Genomic DNA, 13,180 nt, shown 5'->3' on the forward strand with positions numbered 1-13,180 from the left:
CATAAAATAAATTTGATTATTTTGTGATTTATAGATTTTAAAAGAGGAGTTGTATCAGATTTAATATTAACTCTAATACAACTCTTTCTCTTAATCCCCAAGATCTTACACATATATTTTAACAATTTATTTCTGATTATATAAAATTATAATAGAAATTAAAACATTACTTATGTAATTATTCTAAAATAATTATTCTCTCAACAAATCTAATGTACTGCAATCAACACTCCCCTCACCTTTAACTATTTCTGTATAATCTAAAATTTTAACATCATACCCTAATCTCTTTAACTTATTACCTATACTTATATTACTTGTAACCAACTTTTTATCTCCTAAATAAACAATATTAGTAGCAAAATTATCAGCTTCTTCTTTAGTTACATCTATTATATTTTTTATATATTTTTCAACAACTTCTTTATCATAAACATATGGAGATACTAAGGCAGATTCTTTCCCTATTAAACTAAAAACACAATCTAAATGTAACATACTATTATCAAAATTAATTGATATAACTTCTTTTTTTATTCCCTTAAAAATTAATACTTTTTTCAATTCTTCAATAGCATTTAAATTTGTTCTACTACTTACTCCTACAAAAATAATTTTATCTCCAACAACTACATCTCCACCTTCTATATTATTTTGCATAATGTAATAATCAAGCTTTTCTTCTAAAGCTAATTTTTTTATAGGCTCAATCTCCACTTTCCTTTCCTTTAATGACATTTTACTTATAAATAAAACATTTTCTATTACAAAGGCTACATCTTTTATATACACTTGTTTTGAAGATTTGGTAATATCGATAAATATAACTTTTACATTATTTTCAATTAAATAATTTATGTATTTATTATATTGATTAAGTGCTAAATTATAATCTACTTTATTATAATGTTTATTTGATTTATTAGTTATTCTATAATTAGCTGGATAACATAGTAAACAAGATTTTAATTTATCACATCCATTATTTATATGTATTTTCATTCATCATGCTCCTTTTATATATTTATATTTTAGTTTTTCTTATATCATATAAAAAATGTATTCTTAAAATTAAAAAATAACTACCCACCTTGTTAATATACTTCCTACCAATCTCTTGATAATATACCTACTTATTATGTAATATTGTATTTTTCTTTTATCACAAGTAGAAAATGCTTTACATATATTATCTTATAAAAACATTTTAGGAGGGAAAACTATGTTATATGATAATGACTGTTCTAAAACTAAAGTAGATCCATCTAATGCTGACAGTATTAAAAAATTTGCAGATGAACTTCCAATTCCAGTAACAGCTAAGCCTATTAATAATTGCGGCTGTGATAATCTAAATTGTAAAAATAAATCAAATCATTATAAAATAACAATGAAAGAAAGCTATCACAAATTTCATTCTGATTTCCCTGAGACTTATATTTGGGGATACAATGGATTATATCCAGGTCCAACTATTGAAGCTTTCAAAGATATTCCTGTATATGTTGAATAGGCTAACAATCTTCCTGACAAGCACTTTTTACCTTTTGATACTACTCTTCACGGAACCCAAGATGATCCTGAAGTAAGAACAGTAGTTCATCTTCATGGTGCAAAAGTTGCATGGGAAAGTGATGGTCATCCAGAAGCATGGTATACTGCTGATTACAAAATAACTGGTTCTAAATTTACAAGAAAAATATATGAATATACTAATCATCAGCCTGGATTAACTATGTGGTACCATGACCATGCTATGGGAGTAACAAGATTAAATGTTTACGCTGGACTGGCTGGATTTTATATACTAAGAGATTCCTTAGAAGAAAGATTAAATTTGCCAAAGGGTGATTATGAAATTCCACTATTAATACAAGATAAATCTTTCAATAGTGATGGTTCTTTATTTTATCCTGATTCTTCACCTTTTGTAGATTTCACCCCTTCTATTCCTCTAGCATTTTTAGGGAATACCATTGTAGTTAACGGAAAAGTCTGGCCTTATCTTGAAGTTGAACCACGTAAATATAGATTTAGAATTTTAAATGGTTCTAATAGACGAGTATATAACTTTAGCTTTGATAATAATGCAGAATTTTCTCAAATAGGCACTGATGGTGGTTTTATTGAAGCTCCTGTAACTTTAAGTTCCTTTGTTCTTGATCCTGCTGAAAGAATAGATGTAATTGTAGACTTTTCTAAGTATGAAGGTTCTACTTTTAACTTAGTAAATACAAACGTCGATGCAGACTCCAATACCGGAGTTATTATGCAATTTAGAGTTACTAAAGCTTTAAAATGTGAAGATACAAGCACTATTCCAAAAACTCTTCGTCATGTTCCAGAATTAGATGAATCAGCAGCTAAAATTGAAAGATTTATACCTTTAATCCCTGCTTTAGACCACTTCGGAAGACCAATGCTTATGATAGATAATAAAATGTGGTCTGACCCAGTTTCTGAAAAGCCTGAACTTGATACTATTGAAGTTTGGAATATAATCAACACTTTTAGCGATCTAAATATTGATCATCCTATACACCTTCACCTAATTCAATTTAAATTAATAAGCAGAACACCTTTTGATGTAGATATTTATAATAAGACTGGTATAATTGTACCAACTGGAGATATTGAAGAACCCAAAGATTATGAAAGGGGATTTAAAGATACAGTTAATGCTGAAGCTGGAAAAGTAACAAAATTTATTGTTCATTTTACTGGTTTCCCTGGTGAATATGTATGGCACTGCCACTTTCTTGAACATGAAGATCATGATATGATGAGACCTATGAAAGTTGTAGATAATTCCTTTATCGCTAAATAATTTGAAATGTGATATAAATCAGGACCACCCGTCAAACGGGTGGTTTGCTCTACGTCTATAAAGCTCTGTTGCTGGCTGTGCTACTCGCACGTCAAACGGTTTGCTAACTCATTTGTTCATAAGCTAAATCTTCTTGAATTTGATTTTTTATATTTTATCTAAATTCTCCTGAAACAAATCTACCTTTAAATAAAATAACTCTCTCAGGACAAACTCTTGCTACTAAATGAGCAGATGATTCTGCTTTTACAAATAATATATTTGCTTTATCTCCAACCTTTGGCCACACTTGCTTACCTTCTTTGTCAAGTGGAGTTATACCATTTGTCACTAATCCCAAAGCTTCTGATAGTGACACTTCATCACACATAGAAAATATTTCTGCTGCACGACTTACACGTTGAATTAAGTCACCTGTACCAAAAGGACTCCAGTGATCATTTATATTGTCATTTACAACATTTACACTTATGCCATGGCTTTGTAATATTGGAATAGACAATGCTTTTGTATCAATTGGAGCAGTTGTATTAATAGTAATCTTTGCTTCCTTTAACCTTTTAGCAATAGTGTCTAATTCATTATTAGAAATATCTCCTAATGCTAGTCCATGACTGATCTGCACTTTTCCTTGTAAATTTGAACTTACTGTATAATCAATTATACGATTAATTTCATAAATACCTAAAGTACCTCTATCATGTAAATGAATATCTATTTCTTTATTATATTTTTTAGCTAAATCAAAAGTAGTTTTTAAAGATTTTTCAATATCATAATCAATGGTTGCTGGATCTAAAGCTCCTATAACTTTAACCTTATCATCTTCTAATGCTTTCGTTAATAAGCCTTTATATTCAGTAGTAAGTGTTCCATGTTGTGGGAAAACCACAATTTCATAATCTAGCTTATGTTTATTGTTTTCTAGAACTTCTTTTATGATATTAAGATTATCTAACTCAATAGTAGGATCAACATTTACATGAACACGTAAAAAAGTTGCTCCATTACTTGTAATTAAGTCAATTAAAGCTTGTGCCTTTTTTGGTGTTTCTAATAAAAAATCTTTTAAAAATCCTTGCTCTTCTACAATTCTTTCAGCTACATTATTCATAGGGACAACCGCTTTCCACTTTCCACCATAGTGCCCTTTATCTAAATGAATATGATTATCTACCAAAGATGGCACTGCTAAATATCCTTTTGCATCTATAACCTCTTCAGCATTTTCTGGAACATCATCTGCAATTTCTTTTATAATTCCATCTTCTATACATAAAGAAACCTTCTTTGTTTTTGTTATAATATCATTTTTAGAAATCTCTTCTCTACCCACTTCAAGTAATATATTTTTTATCCAACTCATTTGTATCTGCCCCTTTTTATTTTATTATTATCAAACTAATTTTATATAGTTTAGATTTGCTTTAATTATAAAACACTAATACTAGCTTACCATAATTATACAAAACATAATATAGCTATAGAATTAATTATATATTTGTATTTAATTTATTAAATACAATCTTCTGTATTAAATCACATCAATATTTTCTGATAGCTACCTTTATCATTTTCTTATTTATACTAAAAAAAGAGTTAGTATAATAACTAACTCTTTTAAAATTTCACTATACAACTTTTGTTGTCCAATCCTCACAATTCCAAATATCTGTTACAACATCCTTATAGAACTCAGGCTCATGGCAAACAAGCAATATACTTCCCTTATACTCTTTTAAAGCTCTCTTAAGCTCATCCTTAGCTTCAACATCTAAATGGTTAGTAGGCTCATCTAGGATTAAAATATTTGTTTCTTCATTAATAAGCTTACATAATCTAACCTTAGCTTGCTCTCCCCCACTTAATACGCATACCTTACTTTCAATATGCTTAGTTGTTAAACCACATTTAGCAAGAGCTGATCTTACTTCATATTGAGTCTTAGAAGGGAACTTTTCCCAAACCTCTTCAATACAAGTATTATAATTAGCTTCCTTAATTTCTTGCTCAAAATAACCAATTTGTTGATATTCTCCTAAGCTAACTTCTCCACCTAATGAAGGAATTAATCCCATTAAACTCTTAAGAAGTGTAGTCTTACCAAGACCATTAGCTCCAACTAAAGCAATTTTTTGCCCTCTTTCCATATAAAGATTAAGTGGCTTAGTTAATGGCTCATTATATCCAATTACTAAATCCTTAGTTTCAAATATAACCTTACCTGAAGTTCTTCCCTTTAAGAAATTAAACTCTGGCTTTGGTTTTTCTGCAGCAAGTTCAATCATTTCCATCTTATCTAGCTTCTTTTGTCTAGCCTTTGCCATACCACTAGTTGCAACTCTTGCTTTATTTCTAGCAACGAAATCTTTAAGTTGAGCAACTTCTTGTTGTTGTCTTTCATATGCTGCTTCTAATTGAGCCTTATTAGCCTCATAGATTCTTTGGAATTCATAATAATCTCCAACATATCTAGTAAGCTTTTTATTTTCCACATGATAAATTAAGTTAATAACTGAGTTTAAGAATGGAATATCATGTGAAATTAAAATAAATGCATTTTCATAAGATTGTAAGAATCTCTTTAACCATTCAATATGAGCTTCATCTAAATAGTTAGTAGGCTCGTCTAATAAAAGAATATCAGGATTTTCAAGTAAAAGCTTACCTAATAAAACTTTTGTTCTTTGACCACCACTTAGTTCAGTAACATCTCTATCTAAACCTACATCTAAAAGTCCTAACCCCTTAGCAACTTCTTCAGCCTTAGCATCTATAACATAAAATCCATTATTATCTAACATATCTTGAATAACAGCTGTTCTTTCTAACGCTTTATTCATTTCATCTTCATTCATTTCACCCATTCTTCCATAAAGCTCATTCATCTCAGCTTCCATGTCAAATAGGTATTTAAATGCACTTCTAAGTGCATCTCTTATAGTTAATCCTTTTTCAAGTTCAGCATGTTGATCCATATAACCAACTCTAACTTTATTACTCCAAATAACCTTTCCTTCATCAGGCATTAACTTACTTGTTATTATATTCATAAATGTAGATTTACCTTCACCATTAGCTCCAATTAAACCTACATGTTCTCCCTTAAGTAATCTAAATGATACATCTTCAAATATTGCTCTGTCACCAAATCCATGGCTTATATTTTTAACTGTTAAAACGCTCATTATTATCCTCCGTTAGCAAAAAAATAAGGAGTGATTAATACATCACACCTTATTTATTATACATTAATTTAAGTCAAAATAAATAGAAATTTGTTTCTATTTTTAGTAATCATATTCCTTTACATTTTCACAAATTGAAATCTTAAGTAAATCATTGTCTACAGTCTTTTTATATGAACATAAAAATTCATTTAACTCGTTATCTGTAAGATCAATTGATCCCTCACTTTTTAGAATAACATTATGGGCATCTAATAAAATAGTAAGATTATTCTTGTCATTATTTATACTATATTCAGTTGCACCCTTAACTTTAAGTCTGCTTTTATATTTTTCTTGAAAACTTAGAGTTCTACGTGCTTTTTCATAATCTGCTGGATTTGTCGATATATTTTCTAATCCTAATGACTTTAATTGCTCTTCAAAACCAGAAGCATCTATTCCATATCTCTCCATAAGCTTTGTTTGCATCTTTAAGAATTTATCTGGAGAAAGGTTGTTTTTCTCCATATATTCACCTAACTCTTTAGAAAACTCAGACATATTTATCTTGCCTTCAGCCATCTTATAATATAAAGAATAAATATATGATTCAAATTGATCTACATCTTTATCATTAACTCTATTTTTAAGCTCATTAAAGTCAATTATTTTATCCATATTCTCTCCTCCTAAGCTCATTTCCTTTTATAAGTATTATATACTAAAACTTTTTGTTTTTCTACTAAAGTATTATTACAATTCTTCTACCATATAACAATTTATATAACAATATCAACTATAATTATCATTATCCTTTTACTTGCATCCAAATATCATCATATAATTTAAGTTGATCTTGAGTTAAATATTTATAGCCCTCACATTTATCCATTATTTCTTCTGGCATATAAGCTCCAGGGTTATTTCTAACATCAGCTGGTTGCTCCTCCATAGCTTCTTTGTTAGGTGTTGTATATCCTATTTCCTCGGCTATTCTATATGCACTATCTTTATCACACAAGAAATTAATAAATGTTTCTGCCGCTTCCTTATTTTCAGTTCCTTTAGGTATTACTAATGAATCTATCCAGAAGTTTGCTCCTTCTTTTGGTACAACATATTCTAAATAGTCATATTCATCAGCTAAGTTAAGCCCTTCCCCTGACCATATCATAGCTATAGCCCTCTCTCCTGATATCATTAAATCCTTAACATTATCTGCACCATAAATAGTTCCTAATTCTTTCTGTTCTATTAATGCTTGCTTTGCTTCTTCAAGCTGCGCTGTATCTGTACTATTCAAAGGATATCCTAACATTTTAAGTGCCATTCCTATAGCATCTCTTTGTGAATCAAGAACAAATATTTCATCTTTATATTCTGGATTCCACATTGCCTTCCAACTATCTATATCTTCTTTTATTATATCTGTATTATATACAATTCCTATAGTTCCATTCATGTATGGAAGTGAATAAACATTTCCTGGATCAAATGGTCTATTTAAATTATCTTCTGAAAGTTGAGTCCAATTAGGTATCTTGTCCTTATCTAGCTTTTCTAATCTATCTTCAGCTATAAGTCTTTCAACCATATAATCTCCTGGTACAGCTACATCATATTGTGTCTTTCCTGAAATAAGTTCTTGATACATAGCTTCATTATCATCAACAAAGATTTCATTAACACCTATATTATATTTCTCTTCAAACTCATCTATAAGTCCTTCAGCTATATTTTCTCCCCAATTTAAAAAATTAATAGTTACATCATACTTTTTTTTATTACAAGAAACAAATGTATTTGCAATAAATAAAGTAGATAAAGCTACAGCTATTAACCTTAACTTATTTTTTTTCATAAAGTAGTCTCCTTTCATTAAATGTTATAATTGCACATTTGCAATCATATTAATACATATATAGCAATATTTAGCCCATAATTCTATCCTACAAATATATAATTTACTATATTTTGAGAAAATAAAAAAGCCTTTTCGGCTTTTTTATTAATAATTATTATTTTTTAATACTATTTAGTAGCTATAACTTCTATTTCTATAACTGCATCCTTAGGTAATTTTGCCACTTGAACACAACTTCTTGCTGGTGGGTTCTCAGTGAAATATGTTCCATAAACTTCATTAACAGCAGCAAAATCATTTAAATCCTTTAAGAAAATGCTTGTCTTAACTACATTTTCTAAAGATGTTCCTGCTTCTTCTAAAATTGCTTTAACATTTTCCATTGATTGTTTAGTTGCAACCTTTATATCTGTCTCCAGAACTCCAGTAGCAGGATTTATTGGAAGTTGTCCTGATGTATAAACAAAATCTCCAACTATAATTCCTTGTGAATATGGTCCTATTGCTCCTGGCGCATTTTTAGTGTTAATAACCTCTCTTTTCATTTTTTTACCTCCTAAAAAAATAAATATAATATACCAATGGTTTTTACCATTTAATAAATATTATACTATACTTTGGAATTTTTTTGTACCTTATATATTTTTTTGTTATATTTTTCATTTTTCTTATTTAAGATTCTTATTATTAGTGGTAAAATAAATAATTAAGAAACTAAGCTTAAATTTTTAGCTTACATATTAAATATTTATTATTAACTATATCATAAGTATATTTTTTAATAAAGCTAATCTTAAATCTTAATTTTAAATTTAAAGGGGCGATTTAAATGACTAAAAAAGTAAACATCGATTGGAGTAACTTGGGGTTTAGTTACATTAAAACAGATTTTCGTTATATCTCTACTTGGAAGAATGGAAGTTGGGATGAAGGACACTTAACTGAAGATAATATGCTTAGCATAAGCGAAGCTTCTTGTGCTCTTCACTACGGTCAACAATGCTTTGAAGGCTTAAAAGCTTACAGAACTAAAAATGGAGATATTCAACTTTTTAGGCCTAATAGAAATGCTTCAAGACTTAATGATAGTCTTAATAAGCTACTTATGCCTGAAATTCCTGAAGAAAAATTTATAGATGCTTGTATGCAAGTTGTTAAAGCAAATGAACATTATGTACCTCCATATGGTACAGGTGGTACTTTATATTTAAGACCATTTGTTATTGGAGTTGGTGATAATATAGGTGTTAAACCTGCACCAGAATATATATTCTGTGTATTTTGCGTTCCTGTTGGAGCATACTTTAAAAATGGAATGGAACCTTGCAACTTTATGATTGCAGATTATGATAGAGCAGCTCCTCATGGAACTGGTGGACAAAAAGTTGGTGGTAACTATGCAGCTTCAATGCAACCGCATAAAATAGCTGCAGATAGAGGTTTTGCTGATTGTATATACTTAGATCCAGCTACTAGAACATATATTGAGGAAGTTGGTGCTGCAAACTTCTTTGGAATTACAAAGAACAATGAGTTTGTTACTCCTAAGTCTCCATCAGTATTACCAAGTATAACTAAATATTCATTAATGGAAATTGCAGAAAAATATTTAAATATGCCAGTATATGAAAGAAAAGTTCCAATAGATTCTCTTGATGAATTTAAAGAAGCTGGTGCTTGTGGTACTGCTGCTGTTATTACTCCTATTGGTGGTATTGAGTATAAAGGAGAGCTTCATGTATTCTATAGCGAAACAGAAGTTGGACCAATCACTAAAGAACTTTATAGAATTCTTTGTGGAATTCAATTTGGAGATATTGAAGCTCCAGAAGGATGGATTTATAAAGTTAAATAATTGAATTTTAAATGGACATTTTCTAATAGAATTTGTCCATTTTTTAATTAATATATTTGTATCTATACAATAAACTCATATTAACAAATGAAATTTTTAGGAGGACTTACTATGAAAAAAGCTTTTTCACTTGGCTTATTAGCTGCATTTTTCTTTTCATTTACTTTTATACTAAATAGCCAAATGAATATTTCTGGTGGTAGCTGGATATGGAGCGCATCCCTTAGATACTTATTTATGTTTCCTATTTTATTTATAATAGTTGCATTGAAAAAAGAAGTTAAACCTGTTTTTCTTGCAATCAAAAATGATCCTTCATCTTGGTTCCTTTGGAGCACTATTGGTTTTGGATTATTTTATGCACCCCTTAGCTTTGCCTCAACCTATGGAGCTTCTTGGATGGTTGCAAGTACATGGCAAATAACTATTATAGCTGGTGCTCTTTTATCTCCATTATTTTTTACCGTAACTAAAGGGACAAACTATATAGCGCACAAAAGAAATTCAATACCTAAAAAAGCCTTGTATTTCTCAATAATAATATTAATAGGTGTATTTTTAATTCAACTTCAACAAGCAACTACTATTTCTATTTCCCAAGTTTTACTTGGAATAATACCAGTAATAATTGCAGCTTTCGCATATCCATTAGGTAATCGTAAAATGATGGAAGTTTGTAATAATGAATTAAATACTTTCCAAAGGGTCTTTGGTATGACTTTATGTAGCCTACCTTTTTGGATTTTCTTATCTATCTTTGGAATAACAACTGTTGGTTTACCTTCTGATTCTCAAGTACTTCAATCATTTTTAGTAGCATTATTTTCCGGAGTAATAGCCACAACTTTATTCTTCAAAGCAACAGAAATTGTTAAAGGTAATCCTCATCAGCTAGCTGTCATTGAAGCAACTCAATCTGGCGAAGTTATTTTTACACTTCTTGGTGAAATTTTAATATTGAAAACAACTTTTCCAACATTCATTGGATATATTGGTGTTATATTAGTTATTGTTGGTATGATATTAAATAGCTTATTTTCTGAGTAATAAAATAAGGTAGAAGCATAAAATATTATACTTCTACCTTATTATTTTTAAATTATTTATTTTTTTCTATTATCATTTCGATGTTGCACTTACATCTTCCACCACGGCATCCACCAGCACCTGCACCAGTTTCTTCCTTAACTTCTTCAAAAGAAGTTGCTCCATTTTTTACAGCTTCAACAATTTGCTCTTCTGTTATTCCTCTACATAAACATACTTTTGACATAACTTTATCTCCTTTGTTTTAGTGCTCTAGATTAATTATTCTTCTATAGAAATAGCTTGTACAGGACATCCATCGCAAGCTTCTCTTGCACCATCTTCGAATTCTGCTGCAACTTCTTCAGTAGCAACTGCAACTCCTGTATCAAGTGAAAATACGTCTGGACATACTCCTTCACATAATCCACAGCTTATACATACATTTTCATCAACAAATGCTTTCATCTTATCTCATCCTCCGTTTAAATGATATTATTTTCCTACAACTATTATCTTCTAATAATGATTATTTGTCAATATTTATTTCATACTATTTTACTCAACTTTAAATTTTAAATAAAATTTTTTTTATTAAATATATAAAAAAGGAACTACAATTAAGCAGTTCCCTTATATATATTAAGCATTTTTCTTTTCTTTTGTTATGAAGTAATATGGTAAACCAACGAATAATACTCCACCTATAAAGTTTCCTAGTGAAACCCAAAGTAAATTATGAGCCATTCCCATAATAGTAACATCAGCTCCGTGAGGTAATAATAATCCCATAGTAAGGAATCCCATATTAGCAACACTATGTTCAAATCCAGCAGTTATAAATGTAAATAAACACCACCATATCATTAAGATCTTAGCAGTTTCTTCTTTTAATTTATATGCCATCCAAGTAGCAAGACAAACTAAAACATTACATAATAAACCTCTTAAGAATAACTCCATTGCTGGTGTATTCATCTTCGTAGCAACATTATTTACTATAAATTCTCCAATATATTCACTCTTACCACTTGCAAGACCAGCTTGTACATATAGGAATGCCCCTACAACACCACCTATTAAGTTACCAATCCAAACTGCAACCCATATTTTAATTGCATCTAACCAAGTTACTTTCTTTTCTAAAGCTCCTATAGTCATTATCATTGCATTACTAGTAAATAAATCACCACCACACATAAATACTAATGTTAAAGCAACACCAAAACTTGCTCCCATTAATATTTTGTACGTTTCAACGCCTGCATGATGCATTGTTCCACCTATTGTATAAATTAACATAATTCCTAAGCTTACAAAAAAGCTTCCTAGGAATGCAGATGTTAAATATTTAGCTATACTTTTGTTAAATAACCCAATTTTAACTTCTGCAGAGTGTGTTAAATTATCAATTTCTCTCTTGTACATACCTACACCTCTACCTAATATTAATCTTTGTATTTTTTTTATCACAATTATATATAATACAACTTTTATATACATTTTTCAAACAAAAAATCCAATTATTTAAAATTACATCAAAGTATCAATAATAAAGGTTTACTTTTTAAATAAATAAAAGGATTCTAAAAAGAATCCTTAAATTTAATAATTATATTAACTACTGTTTATTTTTTAAATAACATTATTAATATTTTTTATATATAGTTTTCTTATACCTTCATATTGCAAAAGAGAATTTTCATTGATAGTAACATTAATATTTTTTTCTCTTAACATATTCATCCAAGATCCATCTCCAGTAGATATATCAGAAATAACATGTTTACCTGGAATTATAAATAATGGTTTTACTATTAAATTCTTAACTTTATCATTAACTAAGTTCTCAATAACAGCATCTATCGTTTTTTCACCTTCTAGAGTTGCCATATAAACATTTTTATGAGTAATATCTCTAACAGCCTCTTCTATTACATCATATAGCTTATTAGAGCTTCTTTTTGATCCGTGACCTATTAATAAAATATCGTTGTTTCCTATGTTTTTACAAATTACATTTCCAATCTCATAACTTTCTTTATTTAAGTTATCATCATCAGTAAATAGTGATTTACTAATTACTAACTTTTCCATTGAATATTTATACTCATCTACTATTTCTTCAATTTGCTTTTTATCTCTTCCACTCATTATATGAAGAGGTTGTATAATTACCTCTTCATAACCTTGATTAACTAAATTAAAAAGTACTTTACTTAAATGAGGCACAACATAATCATGTCTTTCCTTTAGAAGATCAATGATTTTATTAGATGTAAAAGATTTAACTACTATATATTCTTTGCCAAAATAACTATTTAAATCTTTTTCTAAAAGGCCTATACTTTTTTTAATACCATCTAAATCTGCACTACCAAAGGCCGCCAAAACTATTGCTTTACTCATAAAACACCCCCGATATTTAGTGACAAGTT

14 protein-coding genes and 1 pseudogene are annotated in these 13,180 nt (G+C 29.0%); 5 read left to right on the top strand and 10 right to left on the bottom strand.

All coding sequences use genetic code 11. The features are described from left to right. Positions 1-192: 192 nt before the first annotated feature. Positions 193-1,002 carry a dimethylarginine dimethylaminohydrolase family protein gene (locus EJJ37_RS07815; RefSeq protein ID WP_133015045.1) on the bottom strand — a complete coding sequence of 270 codons (810 nt, stop codon included), beginning with the start codon at positions 1,000-1,002 and terminating at the stop codon, positions 193-195. A gap of 220 nt (positions 1,003-1,222) precedes the next feature. On the opposite strand from EJJ37_RS07815, the gene EJJ37_RS20825 reads away from it, so the two are divergent. From EJJ37_RS20825 to EJJ37_RS21125, 3 genes and pseudogenes are all read left to right on the top strand, one after another. Beyond that, positions 1,223-1,513, top strand: a complete 291-nt coding sequence (locus EJJ37_RS20825; RefSeq protein ID WP_243124851.1) for a cupredoxin domain-containing protein — start codon at positions 1,223-1,225, stop codon at positions 1,511-1,513. Between the two features lie 87 nt (positions 1,514-1,600). Further along, a pseudogene (locus EJJ37_RS21120) lies at positions 1,601-1,807 on the top strand (multicopper oxidase domain-containing protein); the annotation flags it as partial. 30 nt (positions 1,808-1,837) lie between these two features. Next, a complete protein-coding gene (locus EJJ37_RS21125; RefSeq protein ID WP_338032258.1) occupies positions 1,838-2,827 on the top strand; it encodes a multicopper oxidase family protein in 990 nt (329 codons plus the stop codon). A 154-nt stretch (positions 2,828-2,981) separates the two neighbouring features. On the opposite strand, the gene EJJ37_RS07825 is transcribed toward EJJ37_RS21125, so the two are convergent. From EJJ37_RS07825 to EJJ37_RS07845, 5 genes are all read right to left on the bottom strand, one after another. Then, the gene (locus EJJ37_RS07825; RefSeq protein WP_133015046.1) at positions 2,982-4,193 is read right to left on the bottom strand and encodes an amidohydrolase; all 1,212 of its coding nucleotides are present in this window, start codon (positions 4,191-4,193) and stop codon (positions 2,982-2,984) included. Between the two features lie 265 nt (positions 4,194-4,458). Next, on the bottom strand, positions 4,459-6,015 hold the full coding sequence (locus EJJ37_RS07830) for an ABC-F family ATP-binding cassette domain-containing protein (RefSeq protein ID WP_133015047.1): 1,557 nt from the start codon (positions 6,013-6,015) through the stop codon (positions 4,459-4,461). A gap of 102 nt (positions 6,016-6,117) precedes the next feature. Continuing rightward, positions 6,118-6,675, bottom strand: a complete 558-nt coding sequence (locus EJJ37_RS07835; RefSeq protein WP_166484709.1) for a DUF3867 domain-containing protein — start codon at positions 6,673-6,675, stop codon at positions 6,118-6,120. Positions 6,676-6,805: 130 nt separating this feature from the next. Next, complete coding sequence (locus EJJ37_RS07840) at positions 6,806-7,858, bottom strand: ABC transporter substrate-binding protein (protein ID WP_133015049.1); 1,053 nt, start codon at positions 7,856-7,858, stop codon at positions 6,806-6,808. A 170-nt stretch (positions 7,859-8,028) separates the two neighbouring features. Further along, complete coding sequence (locus EJJ37_RS07845; RefSeq protein ID WP_133015050.1) at positions 8,029-8,406, bottom strand: RidA family protein; 378 nt, start codon at positions 8,404-8,406, stop codon at positions 8,029-8,031. A 284-nt stretch (positions 8,407-8,690) separates the two neighbouring features. Between EJJ37_RS07845 and EJJ37_RS07850 the strand changes: the two genes are divergently transcribed. Together EJJ37_RS07850 and EJJ37_RS07855 are read left to right on the top strand one after the other, a co-directional pair. After that, complete coding sequence (locus EJJ37_RS07850) at positions 8,691-9,716, top strand: branched-chain amino acid aminotransferase (protein ID WP_133015051.1); 1,026 nt, start codon at positions 8,691-8,693, stop codon at positions 9,714-9,716. A gap of 111 nt (positions 9,717-9,827) precedes the next feature. Beyond that, positions 9,828-10,763, top strand: coding sequence for a DMT family transporter (locus EJJ37_RS07855; RefSeq protein ID WP_133015052.1), 936 nt, complete (start codon positions 9,828-9,830; stop codon positions 10,761-10,763). Positions 10,764-10,815: 52 nt separating this feature from the next. Here EJJ37_RS07855 and EJJ37_RS07860 read toward each other — a convergent pair whose 3' ends face one another. The 4 genes from EJJ37_RS07860 to EJJ37_RS07875 form a co-directional block, all read right to left on the bottom strand. Beyond that, on the bottom strand, positions 10,816-10,989 hold the full coding sequence (locus tag EJJ37_RS07860; protein ID WP_133015053.1) for a (2Fe-2S)-binding protein: 174 nt from the start codon (positions 10,987-10,989) through the stop codon (positions 10,816-10,818). 35 nt (positions 10,990-11,024) lie between these two features. After that, the gene (locus EJJ37_RS07865; protein WP_133015054.1) at positions 11,025-11,210 is read right to left on the bottom strand and encodes a ferredoxin; all 186 of its coding nucleotides are present in this window, start codon (positions 11,208-11,210) and stop codon (positions 11,025-11,027) included. A 174-nt stretch (positions 11,211-11,384) separates the two neighbouring features. Then, positions 11,385-12,170 (bottom strand): formate/nitrite transporter family protein, encoded by a 786-nt coding sequence (locus tag EJJ37_RS07870; protein ID WP_133015055.1) that lies wholly within the window; start codon positions 12,168-12,170, stop codon positions 11,385-11,387. Between the two features lie 207 nt (positions 12,171-12,377). Continuing rightward, positions 12,378-13,151, bottom strand: a complete 774-nt coding sequence (locus tag EJJ37_RS07875) for a sirohydrochlorin cobaltochelatase (protein ID WP_133015056.1) — start codon at positions 13,149-13,151, stop codon at positions 12,378-12,380. Positions 13,152-13,180: the final 29 nt, after the last annotated feature.

Source organism: Clostridium cuniculi, from assembly GCF_004353185.1.
Taxonomy (GTDB): domain Bacteria; phylum Bacillota; class Clostridia; order Clostridiales; family Clostridiaceae; genus Clostridium; species Clostridium cuniculi.